18 protein-coding genes and 1 pseudogene are annotated in these 19,310 nt (G+C 65.7%); 6 read left to right on the plus strand and 13 right to left on the minus strand.

All coding sequences use genetic code 11. The features are described 5' to 3' along the window. Positions 1 to 848: 848 nt before the first annotated feature. The 3 genes from IE260_RS33730 to IE260_RS43220 form a co-directional block, all read right to left on the minus strand. Entirely contained in the window at positions 849 to 1,334 is a 486-nt protein-coding gene (locus IE260_RS33730) for a MarR family winged helix-turn-helix transcriptional regulator (protein WP_189878875.1), read from the minus strand. Positions 1,335 to 1,587: 253 nt separating this feature from the next. Next, complete coding sequence (locus IE260_RS33735) at positions 1,588 to 2,376, minus strand: HpcH/HpaI aldolase family protein (protein WP_189878877.1); 789 nt, start codon at positions 2,374 to 2,376, stop codon at positions 1,588 to 1,590. Between the two features lie 214 nt (positions 2,377 to 2,590). Further along, positions 2,591 to 2,977 (minus strand): Rieske (2Fe-2S) protein, encoded by a 387-nt coding sequence (locus tag IE260_RS43220; RefSeq protein WP_189878879.1) that lies wholly within the window; start codon positions 2,975 to 2,977, stop codon positions 2,591 to 2,593. Between the two features lie 218 nt (positions 2,978 to 3,195). Here IE260_RS43220 and IE260_RS33745 point away from each other — a divergent pair, with 218 nt between their 5' ends. After that, complete coding sequence (locus IE260_RS33745; protein ID WP_229881552.1) at positions 3,196 to 3,879, plus strand: FadR/GntR family transcriptional regulator; 684 nt, start codon at positions 3,196 to 3,198, stop codon at positions 3,877 to 3,879. 174 nt (positions 3,880 to 4,053) lie between these two features. Here the strand turns inward: IE260_RS33745 and IE260_RS33750 are convergent, their stop codons facing one another. After that, positions 4,054 to 5,262 carry an amidohydrolase family protein gene (locus tag IE260_RS33750; RefSeq protein ID WP_189878882.1) on the minus strand — a complete coding sequence of 403 codons (1,209 nt, stop codon included), beginning with the start codon at positions 5,260 to 5,262 and terminating at the stop codon, positions 4,054 to 4,056. Positions 5,263 to 5,718: 456 nt separating this feature from the next. Between IE260_RS33750 and IE260_RS33755 the strand changes: the two genes are divergently transcribed. The 3 genes from IE260_RS33755 (at position 5,719) to IE260_RS33765 (ending at position 8,371) form a co-directional block, all read left to right on the plus strand. Further along, positions 5,719 to 6,330 (plus strand): VOC family protein, encoded by a 612-nt coding sequence (locus tag IE260_RS33755; protein WP_189878884.1) that lies wholly within the window; start codon positions 5,719 to 5,721, stop codon positions 6,328 to 6,330. Between the two features lie 598 nt (positions 6,331 to 6,928). Further along, the gene (locus IE260_RS33760; RefSeq protein ID WP_189878886.1) at positions 6,929 to 7,300 is read left to right on the plus strand and encodes a cupin domain-containing protein; all 372 of its coding nucleotides are present in this window, start codon (positions 6,929 to 6,931) and stop codon (positions 7,298 to 7,300) included. 90 nt (positions 7,301 to 7,390) lie between these two features. After that, positions 7,391 to 8,371 (plus strand): zinc-binding dehydrogenase, encoded by a 981-nt coding sequence (locus IE260_RS33765; RefSeq protein ID WP_229881581.1) that lies wholly within the window; start codon positions 7,391 to 7,393, stop codon positions 8,369 to 8,371. Positions 8,372 to 8,455: 84 nt separating this feature from the next. On the opposite strand, the gene IE260_RS33770 is transcribed toward IE260_RS33765, so the two are convergent. The 3 genes from IE260_RS33770 to IE260_RS33780 form a co-directional block, all read right to left on the minus strand. Further along, on the minus strand, positions 8,456 to 10,867 hold the full coding sequence (locus IE260_RS33770; RefSeq protein WP_189878890.1) for a SpoIIE family protein phosphatase: 2,412 nt from the start codon (positions 10,865 to 10,867) through the stop codon (positions 8,456 to 8,458). Between the two features lie 237 nt (positions 10,868 to 11,104). Then, a complete protein-coding gene (locus IE260_RS33775; RefSeq protein WP_189878892.1) occupies positions 11,105 to 11,770 on the minus strand; it encodes an L-threonylcarbamoyladenylate synthase in 666 nt (221 codons plus the stop codon). 117 nt (positions 11,771 to 11,887) lie between these two features. Continuing rightward, positions 11,888 to 12,577: a cysteine hydrolase family protein gene (locus IE260_RS33780; RefSeq protein WP_189878894.1), complete on the minus strand. Its 690-nt coding sequence runs from the start codon at positions 12,575 to 12,577 to the stop codon at positions 11,888 to 11,890. A gap of 701 nt (positions 12,578 to 13,278) precedes the next feature. Between IE260_RS33780 and IE260_RS33785 the strand changes: the two genes are divergently transcribed. Then, on the plus strand, positions 13,279 to 14,679 hold the full coding sequence (locus tag IE260_RS33785) for a DHA2 family efflux MFS transporter permease subunit (RefSeq protein WP_268254955.1): 1,401 nt from the start codon (positions 13,279 to 13,281) through the stop codon (positions 14,677 to 14,679). Between the two features lie 295 nt (positions 14,680 to 14,974). On the opposite strand, the pseudogene IE260_RS33790 reads toward IE260_RS33785, so the two are convergent. The 5 genes and pseudogenes from IE260_RS33790 to IE260_RS33810 all read right to left on the minus strand — a co-directional run. Further along, positions 14,975 to 15,377 (minus strand): annotated as a pseudogene (locus tag IE260_RS33790) (ABC transporter substrate-binding protein); the annotation flags it as partial. Positions 15,378 to 15,651: 274 nt separating this feature from the next. Continuing rightward, positions 15,652 to 15,774 (minus strand): hypothetical protein, encoded by a 123-nt coding sequence (locus tag IE260_RS42695; protein WP_268254956.1) that lies wholly within the window; start codon positions 15,772 to 15,774, stop codon positions 15,652 to 15,654. A 260-nt stretch (positions 15,775 to 16,034) separates the two neighbouring features. Beyond that, positions 16,035 to 16,859 carry an iron uptake transporter permease EfeU gene (efeU, locus tag IE260_RS33800; protein WP_189878901.1) on the minus strand — a complete coding sequence of 275 codons (825 nt, stop codon included), beginning with the start codon at positions 16,857 to 16,859 and terminating at the stop codon, positions 16,035 to 16,037. A 37-nt stretch (positions 16,860 to 16,896) separates the two neighbouring features. Beyond that, positions 16,897 to 17,346: a hypothetical protein gene (locus IE260_RS33805; RefSeq protein WP_189878904.1), complete on the minus strand. Its 450-nt coding sequence runs from the start codon at positions 17,344 to 17,346 to the stop codon at positions 16,897 to 16,899. 177 nt (positions 17,347 to 17,523) lie between these two features. Next, a complete protein-coding gene (locus IE260_RS33810) occupies positions 17,524 to 18,156 on the minus strand; it encodes an iron transporter (protein ID WP_189878906.1) in 633 nt (210 codons plus the stop codon). Between the two features lie 270 nt (positions 18,157 to 18,426). Between IE260_RS33810 and IE260_RS33815 the strand changes: the two genes are divergently transcribed. Then, positions 18,427 to 18,831, plus strand: a complete 405-nt coding sequence (locus IE260_RS33815; protein ID WP_229881555.1) for a cupredoxin domain-containing protein — start codon at positions 18,427 to 18,429, stop codon at positions 18,829 to 18,831. An 11-nt stretch (positions 18,832 to 18,842) separates the two neighbouring features. Here the strand turns inward: IE260_RS33815 and IE260_RS43225 are convergent, their stop codons facing one another. Next, the gene (locus IE260_RS43225) at positions 18,843 to 19,094 is read right to left on the minus strand and encodes a Tn3 family transposase (protein WP_373303441.1); all 252 of its coding nucleotides are present in this window, start codon (positions 19,092 to 19,094) and stop codon (positions 18,843 to 18,845) included. Between the last annotated feature and the right edge of the window lie 216 nt (positions 19,095 to 19,310).

Here is a 19,310-nt window from a genome sequence, read left to right on the forward strand (position 1 = left end):
TACCAGGCTGGAGAGACCTGCGTGCGCCGACAGGTGGCGATGGCACGTCATGGCTTGAGGCAGTGGAAGCATCGCTCGACGACCGTGCGGCACCGGTAAACGGTCTTGTCGAAGCCGCACCAACGTTCGCGGCGTCGTGCCCGGACCGCGAGTTGGTCGACTCACCCGGGGATCGTTGCCTTCGTGCCGCCTCGCCTCAGGTATGCGCGGAATCAGCGTAGCCATCGTCGGTCACAACTCGGTCTGGCCACAGTCTCGGATGCCCCAGCACCACAGGTACTCGTGGCATGGACCGTTGCAGTGCGCCTTGCCTGCGGTGAGGCTGTCGGGTTTCCTGCGGGGCCTGGCCGGCCCGTCCGCGGGACGCGGAAACTTCTCATGCACCGACTTGACCTGTGTGCAGTCCGGCCCGCTGACCTGGTGTTACAACCAGGGAGGGCGGCCGGCAGCGGCCGTCCGCGCTCAGGCGGAGCTTGGTGGAGGACCCGCCTCGTGAGTGGCCAAGGCCCTCGCCTCCCGCACCGCGTCCACCAGTGGCGGGCCCCTTGATGGAACAGCATGTCCATACTCTGTGCCTGCCGGCCGTGGGAATCGGTGGGAGTGTTCATGACGCCTGGAGACGTGTCACACGGTCCACACGGGGCACTCGCCGTCTTGTCGCCCGTCGCCGCGACCGCAGTTCCCGACCCCTTGAGAGTGTGGTCAGCCAGCAGCGCGAGCCGGGAATCGTCTATCAAGCAAACGGCCGCGCCTCTCGGTGCTGCATGGCGATCGGCGCAAGGATGACGTCCGCAGAAGGCGTGGAAGACCCCAACGTCGGGCTCAGAGGCATCTTCCCACCCAGCTACTCAAGATCCGCTGTCGGCATCGACAGGCGCCGCCGCGTTGACATGTATGAGGAGCATTTCGCCGATATTCGTGAGCTGGTCACGCATCAAGGGCGGGAGAACGTTCAGGAAGTGCCTGCGGACACTCTCCGCAAAGCACGGTGCCGCATGCTCCGCCGTCTGCATCCCCTCGTCGGTCAGGATTGCGAGCCATCCACGCCGGTCTTCCAGCGACACCTCACGCCGCACAAGACCAGCAGCCTCTAGCCGCCCGACGGCATGGGTGATGCGGCTTGCCTTGGACTCGGTTGCATCAGCCAAGTCGCTCATTCGGAGCGCGCGTCCCGGAGCCCGCCTCAGACGCCAGAGGACTTCGATGTAGGTGTACGGAAGCCCAATGTCGTGCTGCATATCGCGTTCGACTTGAGCCATCAGCGCCCTGGAGGCTCGGTTGAAGGCTCGGAAAACTCTAAGTTCATCGTAACTGAGCCAAGCTGGGTCACCCATGGGCGGGAACGTAGCCCAGACGACCCAACTCCGCAATATATTCGTCACGCCGACTTCATGTACGCAAGGCGACCCGCCAGGGCCGCTCGCAAAGCTGCAAGGAAGCGGATGACACTCAGAGGATTACCCGTCAACTCTTGCAGAAGCTTGCGGCCCGGATTGCCGGCGCTGCTCCATCACCCACCGAAGCCGACCTGCAGCCAAAAATTGCTCGACAAAGAAAGCCGACACGTGGGCAGTAGCGCCGTCGTGCCTACTCGCTTGGTCCTCCGTGAACGACAGCAGCGGCCTCTCTTACTCCACGACGTATGAAGGCGAATACGCCACCGTGCACGATCAGCTGGGCACCCTTGGAGACTTCCTCACTGATTTTCTCCAGGTCTGGCTGGAAGGTCCCAAAGGCGATACCACGTTCCAAGCAGCGGGTTCTGACTTCGGCCTCGGCGTCCGCGATCAGCGGGTGATCCCGGTTACCCAACACTCCGTAGCCCTGCGCAAGATCCTGATAGCCCATCACGACCAGGCCGATGCCGGGCATGAGCATGCCGTCCAGGTTCTCCACTGCCTCAGGCGTCTCCACAACCAAAGCCAGCAGCATCTGATCGTTGGCCCAGGCTGTGGCTGCGGGAACGTCCGTGACTTCTTGGTAGTTGACGCCGGCACCACCGACCACAGCCACCCCGCGGCGGCCACGGGGATGGTACAGCGACAGTTCCAGAAGTTGCTCGACCTCAGCCGGCCTACGCAGGCGCGGGATCAGCAGTGACTGACAGCCGCAGTCCAAGAGGCGAGTGATCCATGCATAGTCGACCTGCGGCGGGCGGACGATCGGCGTGATACCCGCGGCGTGGGCGTGTGCGATCAGGTCACTGACCGTTTCTAGGTTGTGCGGGTTGTGCTCGAGATCGATGAACACAGAGTCCGCGCCCGCGGCCGCCATGGCGTACACCATCCCCGCGTCCCGGGCTTCATTGAAGCTGCAGCCTAGGGCGGTGGCTCCGCGCTCCAGTATCTTCTTCAGCCTGTTCTCGCGCAGATGCATGGATGGGCCCCTTCCTTCAAGGTGATTGATCTTGTGAATTCCCGACCTCCGGCGCTGCCGGAGAGCTCACCGAAGGGGTGCGTCCGTCAATGCGAACTGCTGGCAGGGGTGAGAGCGGCATGGGGCCCTGCCAGGGTCGGGCCCTGCGAAGGTGAGGGCGGCGGAGCATGCCGCCACCCTCTGCCGGCCCCTCCGGACAGGGCTGGCGCAGCCACTACATGCGGTCCAAGCAAAGGAGGCCGTCAGCCACCCACACTGGATAGCGGCGAAGCGCCGCACCACGAGAAGGCGGGTTTGTGCACTCACCGGTTTCCAGAGAGAAGGACCACCCGTGCGCCCGGCATGTGAGTTCTCCACCGGAGATCTCCGCATCATCGAGCGGGAGAAGGCGGTGTGGACAGTGACTCTCGACCGCATAAGGGCCACGTCGAGACCATAGGACCAAGATCCGTTCCCGGGGCGCTCGCAGCTCCAGAACGAGACGCTTGCGTTCCTTGAGCTGGCGCAGGCAGTCGATCGACACCACCTGGGCGCCGCGCTTCCCGCCCTGGACGGGATTGGCTGGTTGGGTGTGGTTCGACCCGGTGCTCGCGTCATCCATGAGCGTTGACCTCCCGGCAACCCCGGCTGGGGGCCGCGCTGCCCCGGTGTACAACCGGCCGGCGGTTCGACAAATTCATCTGAATGGATAGACTATCTACCTGTCAAGGCCTTCAGGGGCCGGAATATGCAGTTCCCTTTCATCCGGACTGAATACCAGCCGCACCGCGATACCGGAGTATGCAATATGGATGCCACATACACGGCAGGATCCCTATCGTGAGAGTCGTAGGAAGAAAGACTGCGCGCCTGGTCGCAGGTCAAATCGTCCGAGATATTACCGCCGAAGGCCTGAATCGACTGCCTTCCGAGGCAGAACTGCTCAAGCGGTATGGGGTCAGTCGTCCCTCACTCCGGGAAGCTCTCCGCGTTCTCGAAATGTACGGGGTAATCACGCTCCGCCCCGGCCCCGGAGGCGGAGCATTGGTTAATCCGGTCGCCAGTCATCAGTTCGCGACCGCCTCATCCTTGTATTTCCATCTGCTCGGGCTCACTTTCCGCGACGTACTCACCACGAGACTTCGGCTTGAACCGATGATGGCCAGAGTGGCGGCAGAGCAAGTGAAAGCCGGCAGGCAATGGGGGGGCAGGGAATCGTCGAGGGACCCAGAACTCACCGACGTCGGGTTCCATTTCCATGTGGCTCGTTTCACAGGCGATCCCATCTTGCTGTTCTTCGCCGACGCACTGCGCAACATTTCCGTGGAAATCTCCAACGGCGAACGGGTTCCGCCGCAGGTGGACACCGACCTCGCTGTCTCACATGAGCATGTCGAGGCAGCTATCAAAATGGGTGATCCGGCCAGGGCTGAATCACTGATGCGCGAGCATATCAGCGAGTACGTCAGCATCCTCGAGACGGATTTCCCGTACCTTCTTGACCATGTCATTGAGTGGGGATAGAGCGCACGAGCGGCCAGGGCGCGGAGCGATAGATTTTTCCAGCAGTGCAACCCCGGGCGTTGGCGGATCGTCACAGGCGGTTTCGCCCGCGCCCAGCGTGCGGGCTTGTTCCCCGGCACCACCTTGCCCAGGTGGTGCCGGGGAACAGCTACTCACTCCGGTTCGGGCTCACCCTCAGGCTGCGCTCGGCAGGTCGAGTGCGAGCGGGACACCCTGCTTCTCGAGCGCCTTGCGGTACAGCCTGGCGGGGTTCTCCCACAGAATGGCCCGCCGGACTTCCTCCGACTGATTGCCGAACACCAGCTCGATGTTCTCTTCGAGAGTCGGGCGGTGGAAGCCCGTGGGGTGCGGGAAGTCAGTCTCGAACAGGAGCGGTCGGAGCGACAGCCTGTCGATGTGGTAGTCGTCAAGCTCCTCAAACCAGAAGTTGACGTTCATCTGGCGCTTGAAGAAGTCACTCGGGAGCATGCCGCCGAACTCGGGGTTCGACTTGTGCACGCCGTTCTTCTCGAAACGCTTGTCCAGCGCCTCCAGTACGAACGGTGCCCATCCGATGCCGCTCTCCACGGAGGCGAACTGCAGGTTCGGGAACCGTGCCATGATCCCGGACATCAGCAGGTCAGCGACGTGGTTGGCGTTGGCCAGGTAAATGTGGGGGCCGTCGCGCACCACCAGGGCGCCGCCGGAGAGCTCGTCGTCTTCGTGGCGGTCCATCAGCTGCCGGAAGTCACCGCTGGCCGTGTGGAAGCTGACGGACAGTCCGGCCTCCTCACATGCCTTCCAGATGGGGTCCCACTTGCGGCTGGAGAGGGGAGGCTGGCCGTGCTCCTGGGGGGCGCCTGTGGTGACGATGCCACCGAAGCCCGCGTCGGCGAGCCGCTCGATCTCCTTGACGGTCCGCTTCACATCCCAGTAGGGCACGACCATCATCGGGATGAAGCGGCCCGGGTACTGCTGGACCCACTCGAGCTGGAAGTCGTTGTACGCGCTCAGGTGTGCGGCGGCGAGCTCCCGGTTCGGGTGCTGAACGAAGGGCTTCCAGTCGAAGCCGGCCAGGTTCGGATACAGGACCTGCATCTCGAAGCCCTGCTCGTCCATGAAGGCCACACGTGCCTTCGGGTCGTAGGTGGCGGGGTGCGCCTCGGACTGCCGAGTCGGGCCCGAACCGTCGTGGACCTCGCCCTTGCCTTCCCAACCCCAGTTCGCCCACTGCCATGCGGCCTTCAGCGGCTCGTCGCCGAAGAACCACAGGTCGGCCTGTGCCTTCTCATCCCAGCGGACATGCAGGCGGTCGTTCCCCCACGACTTGGGGAGACGCTCCGTCCACAGGTCCGGCGGCTCAATGACATGGGTGTCGGTGTCGATGACCCTGTACTTGCCCACGGCCTCGTCGTCCTTCCGGCTAGAACCTCAGGGGCCTCTTGACCGACCCCTGGATGCAATTCATCTAAATAGTTTTCTCGAAGTCGTGTCAAGAGGTCGCGCAGCCGACGCCCTTGCCTGCCAGGAAGGGCAGCTCGCGTCACTACTCCGTTGAGCCACCCCAGCCCCGCGAGTGGGATGCCCAGGTCGGCTGGAGCGACCGCCGGCCGATGAGCGCACCGAACCGAACCAGTGAGGACCCCAGCCACGGCCGCAGGCCAGGCAGACTCCACGTCGACCGCCGCCGAGGCGAGAGCTGCGCCCTGGACCTTGACACTCTCAAACGAAATCTATTTATATGAACTACCGGGATAGATCCGTGAGTCCTCCGCGTGCCGCGGCCACACCTCTGGCACACACAGCGGTTGGCCGTCGAGTTCCGACTAGGACAGGGCGGGTCTCGAGAGAGGAGAAGAGATGTCTACTGAGGCTTCTCCGGCGCTGGTGACCAGCGCCGGTCCGGCAGCGGGGCGACTGCAGGGGGTCAATCACCTGCAGCTCATCGTGGACGACATGGATGAGAGCGTCCGGTTTTACCGCGACGTGCTGGGCTTGAGGGTCGTACGGACACGGACCAAGGAGAACTATCCCGTTTCGCCGAGTGGATTCAACATGTTGAAGAACTACTTCTTCGACATGGGAAACGGCGGGCTGCTCTCACTCGTCCAGATCGAGGGCGCTCAGGGCTCCCCGCAGGACACCGAACCCGCCGTGTCGGGCTCCTGGCTCTGGCCGGACACCACCCGCGGGCCGCAGTTCCCCCGGAAGATGGACCACCTCGCCTTCGACGTGGAGAGCCACGACGACATGGTCTGGTTCCACGCCCATCTGCGGGAGTGCGGCGTCAAGGTCACAGAGATCATCACGCGTGAGGACGAGCACTTCGTCGAGTCGATCTACTTCTACGACCCGAACGGTATTCCTCTCGAGATCGCCACCTTCGATCGGGCGCACCCCCGATGGAAGACCCACGACCCGAACATGTGGTTCTGGGACCCCGAGCCCGTGCCCGCGCTGAGGGGCGAGTGATCCGCGTCCTGTCGGCAGCTTGCCGATAGCCGTGATCGCCCGGCGTGGTCGTGGACGACCGTGCCAAACGATGGTTCTGCGCCGGCTGCTTGAGGAACATCTCATGTGGTGAGCCGTTGGAAGCAGGCGAGGCCCGGCCGTCGCGCACTCGCATGTCCGACGGCTGCGGGTGCCGCGCTGGCGGAGCCATTGCCATGAGTAGCCGTAGCCCCGATGTCATGCGGACTTCTGCGGCCGAGATGCAACAGAGGGGGAGAGACAGTCGGCTCTCCCCTTTCATCACTCGTGCATTCCCGGAGTCGATCGCGTAGCCGGATCGGGCGGCCTCACCGCTCAGCGGATGGTCTCCGGCCGTCGGGCTCAAGGGCTCAAGACACAAAGCTGCTGCTAGCTGCCCCGTCACGGCCACCAAACGAACGCCAAAGGCCACGGTTCCGCGGCCGCATCCTCCCCCCGCCCCCCGTTCGCGCCCAGTAGCCCTACGGTCGGCCTGACGCTCCGATGTTCCTCCGTGATGCGTGAACGTGGCATGGGTGACACCTCAGGCCTCCGGCCGCAGAAGGCATCGAAACATCACTCACACGAGGTCAGGAGCAACATGGCTGTCAGGCGTGTCTTCAAGATGGCGGACCTGAAGCGGCACTGCCCCGCTCCAGGAGTATGCGGGCAACCGATCTTCGGCGAGCGCTCGATGATTGCGCTGGTGGAGTTCGCGCCGAATGCTGTCGCCCCCAGTCACACCCACCCGCAGGAGCAGATCGGCATCGTCACGCAGGGTGTCCAGCTCTTGACCATTGAGGGCGAGACCTACGAAGTAGGAGCTGGGGACGGGTATTTCATACCGAGTGGAGTCGAGCACGGGTCGATCGCTGGTCCCGAAGGCTCAACGTGCATCGAGGTCTTCCAGCCGATCCGGGAAGACTACTGGCGTGCCGCCCAAGGTATGGATGCGGCGGCACCGTTCACCTGATGGGTACCGCATCGGACCTCTCCAGACCAGTGCGCGGGGCAGTCGGCCCTGAAAGAACATGAAGAGCTAGGGAGCAGCGCCGTGAAGGCGATGGTCATTACCACCACCGAATCAGGTCCCACGATCGAGCAACAGGACATCGACGAACCGCAGCGGACTGCCGGTCAGGTTCTCATCGAGGTGCATGCCGCCTCCGTCAACAGGGCCGACCTCGCGGTCCTCGCCGGCACCCACGGGACGTCGCGAACGGGAGCTGGCGCCACCGTCGTGGGTCTGGACGCCGCGGGGACGGTGATCGATGCAGATCCTGGGGCGGAGCTCAAGGTCGGACAGCGCGTGATGACCATGGTCAACGGGGGTCTCGCCGAGCGAGTCGTGGTTGACGAACGCATGCCAATACCACTGCCCGACTCGTGGAGCTTCGAGGACGGTGCTGCAGCCGTTCTCGCCCTCATGACCGAGCACAACGCCATCCGCACCGCGGGACGATTCGTGCCCGGGAACTCAGTGATGGTTAACGCGGCGAACTCGGGCGTCGGCCAGATGGGCATCCGGATCGCGAAGCACCTGGGCGCCGGCCGCATCATCGCTGGAGTAAGGAGCCATAAGGACGATGCGCTCCTCAAGGAGCTGGGCGCCGATGTCGTCCTCAGAACGGATTCCCGGTTCTTCGTACGGAACGTGCTTGATGTTACCCAGGGCCAAGGCGCTGACATCGTCGTCGATCACGTGGGCGGTCCCTGTCTGGCTGACAACCTGAGAATCGCTGCCCTCAGGGGCCGGATCATCAGTGTCGGACGTCTTGGTGGACCGCAGGGTCCACTGGATCTGGAGGCTGTCGCCCTCAGGCGCCTCGAGATCATCGGTGTGACGTTCAGGACCCGGGATCAGGAAGAGAAGGCCCTTCTGGTGCACGAGATGCGGAAGGAGCTCGACTCAGGGATCTCGTCGGGGGCCCTCAAGGCCAGGATCGACAGGGTGCTGCCCTGGACGGATGTGCACGCCGCGCAGGCCGTCGTCAGTACAAACGGACACCTCGGCAAGGTGGTACTTAAGATCGGCGGGCAGTAAGCGGGCCTTCATCAAGCTTTCTGGGCCTCAGCTTCCTTGCGGATAGCAGGTTTCGGTGCGCTGTCCTGCCCGGCTGCGTGTGATTCAGACCGGCTCACCCTCAGGGTTCAGCTGTTCGCACCAGATGGTCTTGCCTTCCCTCGTCTGGCGAGTGCCCCAACGCTGAGTGAGCTGGGCCACCATCTGAAGACCACGTCCTCCCTCGTCGAAGAGCCGTGCGCGGCGCATGTGTGGGGCGGTGTTACTGGCGTCGGAGACCTCGCAGATGAGCGTTCGGTCCCGGATCAGTCGCAGTTGTATGGGGGCATGGCCGTACTTGATGGCGTTGGTGACCAGCTCACTCACCACCAGTTCGGTCACGAAATCCGCTGCCTCGAGCTCCCAAGAAGCAAGTTGGCGCGTGACCCAGGCGCGGGCTTTGGCTACGGCTGCTTCCTCGGCAGGTATGTCCAGGCTCGCGACCTGGTCTACATCGAGTGCCCGGGTACAGGCGATCAGCAAGGCGACGTCGTCGAGGACCTGGTCGGGCAACAGGTCCTCGAGCACGCTGTCGCACAATGCCTCTGGCGAGGGGACGGGCTTGGTGAGCGCGCGCTGCAGCCGTTCATACCCGTCGTCCCCCGTGCGAGAGTCGACCAAGCCATCGGTGTAGAGGACGAGCAGGCTTCCCTCGGGGAGGGTGATCACGCTGGGTTCGAAAGGCAGATAACCCAGGCCGAGCGGAGGGCCCGGGGCGAGTTCGAGGAGTTCGACGGCGCCGTCCGGTGTGACCACGGCCGGCGGCGGATGTCCGGCACAGGCCATGGAACAGCGTCGGGAGACCGGATCGTAGATGGCGTACAGGCATGTGGCGCCGAGTTCGGCAGCGTCGTTGTCCGGATCCTCTCGCTCTTCGGAGAGATGAGCGACCAGGTCATCGAGGTGGGTGAGCAGCTCGTCGGGAGGCAGATCCACGTCGCTGAGGGTGCGCACCGCAGTCCGTAGTCGACCCATGGTGGCAGCGGCGGTGATGCCGTGACCGACGACGTCGCCGACGACCAAGCCAACCCGCGCGCCCGAGAGGGGGATGACATCGAACCAGTCGCCGCCGAGGCCGCTCTGGCCTCCCGCCGGGAGATATCGAGAAGCGGTCCGCACGGCTGCCTGCGCGTGGCCTCTCTGCGGGAGCACGCTGTGCTGGAGCGCGAGGGCGGTGGTGCGCTCCCGGGTGAATCGTCGGGCGTTGTCGAGGCAGACAGCGGCTCGTGCGACTAGTTCCTCCGCCAGGAGCCGGTCTTCGTCGGTGAATGGGTCAGCAGATCGCCTGTAGAAGATGGCGATGCCGAGGGTCATTCCGCGTGCCCGTACGGGGACACCCATGATCGATTGAAGTGCGTATTTCTGGAGTCTGGCCGCACGCTCGGGGTCCTCGGTCAGCCAGGACCGCACTTCGGTGTCTGCCAGTCGGAGCAGGGCCGACCGGCCGGTCGCCATGCAGCGCACCGGGGGTGAATCGGCGGGGTAGATGTCCACGTCGCCGGGCCGGTGAATCAATTCGGGTGCCAGGTCGAAGGCGGACTGGTTTGCCACTCGACGTAGGGCCACTGATCCGGTGAACGGACCGGGCTCGTCACCATTGAGCAGGGTCTCCAGCAAGTCGACGGAGGCCAGGTCGGCTATCCGGGGAACAGCTACGTCGGCGAGTTCCTGAGCCGTGTGCATCACGTCTAGGGTGGTGCCGATCCGTGTGCTCGCCTCGTTGAGAATGATGAGCCGTTCTCGAGCCTTGTGCCGATTGGTTACGTCGGTCACCGTCGCACAGAGGCCGAGGACCTGCCCGTAGGAGTCCTGCAAAGTCGAAGCCGAGGCGGAGAAGACGTGTTCGCGATGGGGGTCGGCGGGAACGCGGCCGTGGAGCTCCTCGTCGAATGCGGGCTCTCCCGTCGCGATCACCTGGCGCATGCGTCGTTCCCACGCCTCGGCATGGAGTCCGGGCAGGGCTTGTGACAGCCTCTTCCCTTGGCGATCTGCCTGCGAGGCCCCCGTGAGCTGAGTCATCGCGGAGTTCTGCTGCACTTGACGCAGGTCCGTGTCGAACACGGTCACCGCTATTGGTGAACGGGTGAGCAGCCAGTCGAGCAGAGCTGCCCCAATCTCTTGCGGAAGGAGTTGCCCCGGGACCGACATCAGCAGGACCCATTGGGACCGTCCGTCGCGGTCTGAAAATCGTCGGCCCATGCCCTGTAGACGAAGCGGACGGCCGTCTCCACACCGCGCCGACAGCTCTCCCTGCCAATCGTCCTGCCCCAATGGGAGGGTCCAGAATGGTGAGCCGGCCGTCCAGAGGAACAGCTCATCGGCCCGGTGGCCCAGAATCTCTTCGGCGCCACAGGCGAGCAGTCGCTCGGCGTCCCGGCTCCATCCAGTCACAGTGCCTTGCTCGTCGACGATCGCGATGGCCCGCCCACCATCCGTGCTGGGAGCCTGCCGGAGCGGAGGGGCTTCGTCAGAATCCATGGCACTACGTCCTACTCTGGATCACTGCCAGATCCAGTATGCGCCCACCCTCAGACCGGGCGCCAATTGCAATGCGCACCGGCCGGTTGCGGAGAGTGTCGCTTCTTCCGTCAGTCACGGATTCCCGTCGAAGATGAGCGATGCACCGGGATCGGCAGCGGGTGCAGGGCTGCGTACGGCCGTCGGGATGGTGGCAGGGAACGCTGTCCTGTCCGGTTTCACCTGATGACGCAGGAATCAGTTCTTTGGGCCTTGGAGTGCGCTGGCCGGGCCCTGCTGCCTCAGGACCGCGGCGATCTGGTCATGCGGCACGGCGCCATCGCGCAGGATGACGGGGTTATCACCCTTAGTCACGTCCACGATGGTGGAGGGACGGTTCCTGGTCGTACCGCCGTCGAGGTAGACGCGCACGGCGGCACCGAAGTAGGTGCATGCCTGTTCGGCAGTGGTCGCCGGCGGATGGCCTGTGAGGTTGGCGCTGGACTGAGCTAGGGGGCCGGTTTTGCGGAGCAGTTCGAGCGCGACCGGGTGCTGAGGCATGCGAACCATGACGGTCCCATGCGTCTGCCCGAGGTCGCAGGTCAGGGAGGCAGCAGCAGGCACGACCAGGGAGAGGGCGCCGGGCCAGAATGCATCGATCAGCTGGCGGCCAGCTGGCGGCACGTGGGCTGCCAGAGCGTCCAGGGCGGTTGGGTCCCCCACCAAGACGGAGGCGGGTTTGTCACCGCCGCGGTGCTTGGCAGCCAGCAGCGCGTGAACGGCCTTCTCATTGAAGGCGTCGGCACCGACCGCGTACAGGGTGTCCGTGGGGAAGACAACCAGTTCGCCAGCGCGGAGCATGTCAGCGGCATACGCAAGGCCGGTACGCCTGGTCTGGGTGTCCTGACAGTCGTGTAGGTACATGGCTTGTTTTCTCCCGAGTAACTTACTGGCTGTACTACCTGCCGGTGCCGGCGGCGCTTCCAACGTGCGGGATTCTGCCGCCGGCGCGGTCAGGGCGGCATCGGCGCAGTGTCTATGTCAGACAGCACTCGCGGCTTCGGGGTCGGACTGCATCGGGTCCGCGGGCAGTGCCCCTGTTGGGGCGGGATCATCATCCGCGTGCTGCGGCGACTGGGAGGCCAAGCGGATAGCGGCTTCGAAGGCCGACAGGTCGAGGATGTCGGCGTGCATCGGGATGACGGAGCGCATCAGCATCTCATGGAGTTGCGGGTCTCCGTCGGCGCAGACATCCCTCAGGACGAACAGACGGTAGTCGCGGTCGGCAGCGTCCCGCACGGTGGACAGAACGACGCCGCGGGTGAAGACGCCGGCGAGCACCAGGGTGTCGATGCCCTGTTCTTGCAGCAGCTGGTGGAGTGCGGTGGTACTGAAGGCGCTCACGCGGTTCTTGGTGATGGTGAGTGCGCGTCCACTCTTCCGTAACAAGTGGTGGACTTCCGTATCTGGTGATCCCTCGGCCAGAGCTGCGGCCTTGGCTAGGGGGGCGAAAACCTTGTTGTGCGCTGGGACGGCGGCGTGGTCCTGAGGCGTGAAGGCCACGCGCACGTGTATCTCCAGGACGCCCGCCGCCAACGCCGCCCTCTGGGCGCGCTGGGCGCGCTCGAGGAGCCTGTCCGGCTCGGGGACACCCTCCAGCAGTGAGTCCTGGAAGTCCATGATCAGGAGCGCGGTCCGGCTCGGTACCAGTGTGGGGGTCTTGCTCGCCAAGGGGTTCCTTCTCAAAGGGGTGGCTTGTGCTCCGTAGTTGGCGGCAGCTCCTTCCCATGGGCTACCGGTTTACTACAGCGCTGGACAATCCTGTAGTGTAGTAAACGTGATGAGTGATGACCAACTCAGCTGGCTGAACTCCGACGGACTGCGGGCCTTTCACGCCCTAATCGTGCGTGGGAGTCGGTGACGGCCCGCCTTGGCTGCGGCCTGGAACCCGAGACGGGGCTGCCCCGCAGCTGCTACATCGCGATCCTCTGGCGGCTGCGCCGTGCTCCGGGCCGGGCTCTTCGGACGAGTCGGCTGGCGGAGACGGCGCGCTCCAGGCGCAGCCGGATCACCCACGCCATCGAACGACTCGAGAAGGCCGATCTGGTCCGCCGAAAAGCCCCGAAGGCCACTTGCGTGGCTGGCTGGCCGTGCTCACGCCGGCAGAGCTTCAGCAGGCGGAACGGACCGCGCCGGGTCTACACGTGCTGCGTTGGCGAACAAGTGCTCGGCCCGCTCAGTGCGCAGCAGCGCGCCCAGCTCACCGCTGTCGGCGAGGCTCTGCTCGCCCGTCTCGACCCCGAGGCGCTGCCCGGCGCCAGTGACAAAGAAGGGAGGACGCATTGACGACCCCCACCCCCACCACCAACCGGACCCCCGCCCCGGCCACCCGGCCCGGAGCCGGCCCCGAAGACCAGGGACGCTTGTGGCAAGTGCAACTCGTCGCCGGGCTCGGCGGTTTCCTGGCTAGCGTGAACACCTCCACCATGGACGTCGCCCTGCCCACCGTCAGCCGTCACTTCGGCGCATCGGCCTCTGGCGCCTCGTGGACCTTGCTCTCCTACATGCTGGTGACCACCGTCCTGGTGTTCGTCTTCGGACGGGTCACCGACATGATCGGCCGACGCCGCATGTACGTGGGCGGCATCAGCCTGCTTACAGTCGGCAGCCTGCTGTGCGGGTTGGCGCCGAGCATCGTCTGGTTGATCGTCTTCCGCTGTGTGCAGGCCGTCGGAGCCGCGGCCCTGCTGTGCAACATCACCGCGCTGATCACCGACGCGTTCCCCGCCAGGAAGCTGGCGACCGCGCTGGGAATCAACGCCACGATCTCCGCACTCGCCCAGGTCATCGGTCCGGCCTTGGGCGGAGCTCTGGCCTCGGGCCTGGGCTGGCGCGCGGTGTTCTGGTTCAACGTGCCGATCGGCCTGGTAGGCCTGATATGGGCCTGCCTGAACCTCCGTCCCGGAGCCGCACGCGCCAGCGGCGAGTCCTTCGACTACCTCGGTGCCGTCTTGTCCACCCTGGCCCTGGGCGGTCTGATTCTGGCCCTCTCTGAAGGCGGGGCACTCGGCTGGACCAGCCCTTCGGTCCTCATTGGCGTAGCACTCTTCCTCCTCCTCAGCCCCGTCTTTCTCGCCGTGCAGGCCCGGCGCCGCCACCCTTTGCTGGATCTCTCCCTGTTCACCGACCGGGCCCGCTGCATGGCCTATGTGGCACTGTTCCTGATGGCGATGGCCTACTTCGCCGTGGTGCTGCTGATGTCGCTGTACCTCCAGGCAGCCGCGGGCATGGCCCCCTACCAGGCCGGACTGCATGTTCTGTACGTGGCGCTGGCCATGGCCGCTACCGCTCCGGCTGCCGGCAGACTCAGTGGCCGCTTCAGCGCCCGAGCCCTGGCCAGCACCGGCCTGGCCCTGTCCGCAGCCGGGTTGTTCTCTCTCGCTGCCACGATCGGACCTCGGATGAACGGAATCCTCTTCGCAGTCTGCCTGATGTCCGTGGGCGCGGGAGTGGGGCTGTTTATGACCCCCAACACCAGTGCCATCATGGGGTCCGTGCCCGCCGAACGGCGCGGCATCACTAACGGTGTACGTCAGACTGTTCAGAACGCCGGCTACGCCGTCAGCACCGCCCTGGCCCTGGCGATCGCTACTGGCGGCCTGCCCGCCCCGGCCAAGGAGGCTGCCTACGCCGGCACCGTCTCCGCTCTCGGCCCTCACACTCTGCGCGCCCTCACCCACAGTTACCAGTGGGCTTTGCTGGCCCTCGCCACCACGTGCGTCCTAGGGCTTATCGCCTCGCTCTGTCGTGGACGCAGCAACCCCGCCCGCTGAGAGGGAGAGCCATCGCGCCCACATGAACAAGCCGTGATCGAAGCCGGCAGCCGGCAGACGCTTCCTCCGGCTGCCGGCTTCTCCGGGTCCTCCCCTCCAGAGCTGGTCTAGCGGCTCAACCGTCAACGCGTCAGTCAGTGCGGCAGTCGCGGACCATGCGCGCTCGGCCCTTCGTCAGACAGACGCAACCCCCAGCCCGCCGCCCCGGATCACGATCACCGCGCTGCTGGCCACCTCGGAAGTCGCCCGCCCGGCCATTCCCAGGGGCCAGACGTCATCCCCCTTGCACAGATCAGTTCTTGGCCTTGATGCCGGGCAGGCGGGAGGCGCCGGAGGGGGTACCCCGCAGTCGGCGCAGCGAGAAGACGACGTCCTCGGCGGTGACCGGCGTTCCGTCGTGGAACTGCGCGTCCTTGGCGGGGGTGAAGCGCCAGGCCTTCAGGTCGTCCGAGGCCGTCCAGGAGGACACGAGGCGGGGCAGCGTGTTCGGTTTGGCGCCGGGGATAGTGAGGGTGTCGTAACCAGCGGCAGGAGGAGGTAGTCGCTCTCGTTAGCCTGAGTGCCGTGCGGGTCACGGGTGATGGCGGTCGCCCGGCCCGAGGGCGCCGACACGCAGTGTGCCACCCGTCTTGGGGCTGGGCCGATGCGTTCTTGGCGGTGTCGGGGGACGACGTGTCGGCTCCACGGGTGGTCAGCAAGGCTGCCGCGCCCAACTTCGCCGTTCTCGGCGGGGATGCGGTGGAGGCGTGTGTGATCGAGGCAAGTCCCAAAGGGGGCCGTGGGAGGTCTTGAACGTCGGAAAACCGCGGCGGTGTGATCGCCGAGGCTTGTCGGCAGCGGTCCAGGTCAGTCCGCTTCGCGGGCGGCCGCTTCGAGGGCCTGCCGGAGTTGCCCGACGTCGGGTGCCCCGGCCGGGTTCCGGGGTTGGGGTAGATGCGGCAGGAGAGCGAATGGGCCGCGCTACCCGGGTCATCACCGACCAGGCAGGGCCGAGCAGTCCGGCTTGGTGAAGCCGGTGGCGTTCAGCCCTGTGTCGTCCAGTGCCTGCCACAGCCGCTTCTCGGCGAGCCGCTGGTGGGGGCAGTCGGGCGCCATCGACCTCCGTGCCTCCAAGACCGCGCGTCTGGTGCCGTGCGTGGTATGGGGACGGTTCTCGGCTTCGCCGCAGAAGGGGCGGGTGAGCTCTGGGCACGGTCGAGCAGGTCGCGGCGGTGTGATGGCCGCGCTGCGGCTGTTCGGCGGGAAGAACACCCCGGAGGAGCACGTGGAGGAGGCGGCCCGGCTCAGCAGGGAGGGCGAAGACCCGCCGCCCCCGCACGTCCACTTCTTCTGAGGTGTCGTGGTTCTGGTGCGTTCTATGCCGTCGCCGGCGTGGCCGGTGCGGTGCGGGCTGGGCGGAGGAAGAGGAGGAGAACGGGTGTGAGGTAGAGCGCCCAGAACGTGGCTTGCAGCACACTGGGGTCCGGTTGGAAGTTGAAGATGCCCTTCAGCAGGGCGCCGTACCAGCTGTCCGGCGGGATCGTCGCGCTGATGTCGAACAGGCGGTTGTCCAGGCCAGGCAGGATGCTTGCCTCCTGCAGGTCGTGGATGCCGTACGCGAGGACGCCGGCCGCGACCACGACCAGCATGGCGCCGGTCCAGGTGAAGAACTTCGCGAGGTTGATCCGCAGCGCACCCCGGTAGAACAGCCAGCCGAGCACGACGGCCGTGAGGAGACCGAGAACGGCGCCGACCAGTGGGCGGACTCCGTCGTCCGTGGCCTGCACGGCGGACCAGACGAAGAGCGCGGTCTCCAGGCCCTCGCGTCCCACGGCGAGGAATGCGGTGGCCATCAGCGCGCCGGTGCCGATGGCGAGGGCTTGGTCCAGCTTTCCGTGCAGCTCGGCCTTCAGGTGCCGGGCGGTGCGGCGCATCCAGAACACCATCCAGGTCACCAGCGCCACGGCGACGATGGACAGACAGCCGCCGAGTATCTCCTGGGCCTCGAACGTCAACTGCGTGGAGCCGAACTGCAGCACCGCGCCCACGCCCATGCTGAGCGCAACCGCGATACCGACGCCGAGCCAGATAGGTGGCACCTTGCTCCGGTTGCCGGTCTTGACGAGGTACGCGACGAGGATACAGACGACGAGGCTGGCCTCGAGTCCCTCGCGCAGGCCGATCAGGTAGTTGGCGAACACACGGTCTCCTTGTGTGCGGTCGTCAGACGTCGTGAGGTCAGGACTGGCTGTTGACGAAGCCGATCAAGGTGGCGCCCCACCAGCCGAGCTGGCTGACGGTGGCGGCCACACCCGACTGGATCAGCAGGCGCCGAGGTACCCGAGCGTCATCCCGGCACCGGCCGAGGCGCTGCCCGAGCCAGTGGGCGTACAGGCCGTTGAAGGTGATGGCCAGAACGAGGCCGAGCTTGACGCGGGTCAGGGGCGATGTCAGGTCCGGGTGGAGGAACAGGCCGCTGACGGCTAGTCCGGCCAGCCCGAGCCAGATCGGCACCTGCAGCCCGCAAGCGGTTTGCAGGACATCGGACAAGCGGCGTCGTCCGAGCAGCCACAGGACGGCGAACCAGTCGACGGCGAGCACGGAGCCGAACCCGACGACGAGCGCTGTGACATGCAGGAAGCGGGCCGCGAGCTGCAAAGCTGGGTCGGCATGCATGTGGTCGGCCACCCAGCAGACGGCACCCAGGGCGGCGGAGTTCAGAATCCCCAGGGTGACGAGTGCCCAGACCGCGGTGGGAGGCCGGTCAGGGGCCCCGCCGCCGTTGGCGGGAGCGGACCGCTCTGATTCCCTGGCGTGCCGGCGAACCAGAGCGGCCGTCGATCTATCGGAGGTCGAGGCCACCTGTCAGCTCTCCGACTTCAGTTCCACGTTGCGCAAGGTGGCGGTGACCTTCTTGCTCAGCGCAGGCTTCTCGCCGCTGGCGCCGTGCCGCAGGAACGTCGGGGGCTGGAGCGTGGCGCGCAGGGTGTACTTACCCTCCCTTGGGATGGAGAAGTTGTTGGCGTAGTGGAAGAACTCGGCGTAGTAGAAGTTCAGGTCCTGGGCCTGGACAACCTTGCCCTTGCTGTCGAGAACCTCCAACCGGATTGGCACGTCCGGGATGATACGGCCGGTCTTGGCCTCCATCGGGATGATTTCGATGTGGTGGGTCTCGCCCTTGGCGGGCTCACGGTTGACGAGCTCCCCACCCATATCGTGCCCGGCGTGCTTGCCGCCCTTGCTGTCCTTGGACTCAAACCACGGCTCAGCCGCCTCGACGATGTAGCCGATGCGGTATTCGCCGGCCTCGGTCTCGCCGCCCCTGGCCGCGATCTCCGCCTCCAGCACGGTGTGCTGGTGTGCCACGCCGGCCGGTGCCGTCTCCTTCACCTGGCCCTTGGCGGGCTGGGCCTTGCCTGCGTCGGCGCCGCCGCAGGCCGTGAGGGCGAAGGCGAGTGGGGCTAGCAGAGCGAGTGCGCGCAGTGAGGTTCTGGGCATGGCTGGAATCTTTCCGTTAGAGGTAAGGTTAGGCGAACCTAAGATGTCGCTGTGTGCAAGTCAACCCATCTCGTGATGTGGATATACGGGATATTTCAGGCACAAAAATAAAGTCGCCATAAGGAACCTGGGGGTTGACGATGCATCAGCAGGTCTCTGAGCGCGCGGGATCAGCCGGGAAAGGATCAGTATCTGGACAGTCCGGCCGACCTCTCGCCTAAACCGCGCGCCGCCACCGCCCCTCCGTGTCGTCGTCCCCAGGAGTACGTCGTGACCTCTCGCCTGCCCCGGACCGTTGCCCTAGCCCTGCTGGCACTCAGCCCGCTGACCCTGATCACCGCCTGCGCCGAGAAGACCAATAGTGGTGGTGGCGCCAAGGCGGGGGTCATCACGGTCGAGGCGACCGACGACGCCTGCAAGCTGTCCCGGACGTCCGCCCCTTCCGGATCCATAGCCTTCGAGATCACCAACGGCGGCAACAAGATCACCGAGTTCTACCTCTTCAACCCGGAGGGCCACATCGTCAGCGAGGTGGAGGGCATCACCCCCGGCATCTCCCGCAAAATGACCGTGAAGGTCACCAAGGCAGGCAAGTACGCCACCGCCTGCAAGCCGGGCATGATCGGCGACGGGATTCGTGGCGAGTTCACCGTGACGGCCAAGCGGGACGGATGACCACTCGGAGCTCAGGCTGTCGGTGCCGCCGTGCCACGGCTCAGGGGTGCGGCCCACACCCTCCGCAAGGGGGCAACAGGATGGCCCGGGACTCCTCCAGCACGTTTGTGCGCTTCGCGGTGCGTGGCCACGGTCACCTTGGTGCCGAACGTCGAGTGCTGGTCGGAGACGTGGGTGTGGGTGGAGATACCCTCCAAGCCGAAGTACTTGCGCAGGTGCCGGGCGGTGATCGACTTGCCCGGCCTTGCTGACCTGCGGCTCACCAGCCTCTCCCGCGACCGCGCCGACCGGGAAGCGAAGGAGGCGCCCTCCGCGCCCAAGCCGACGCCGTGACCGTGGCGGTCATCGGCCCGCGGCAGGCCGCGGCCACCCCGCTCCCGTGAAGGCGTGGTGCGCGTACGGATCCACTGTCACGCCACCCCATACATACGAAGCGGCGGGATCCTCCGGGCGCGCCCCCGGCAGATCTCGCCGTAGTG

This window comes from Streptomyces viridiviolaceus (genome assembly GCF_014650995.1).
GTDB classification, from domain to species: Bacteria; Actinomycetota; Actinomycetes; order Streptomycetales; family Streptomycetaceae; genus Streptomyces; species Streptomyces viridiviolaceus.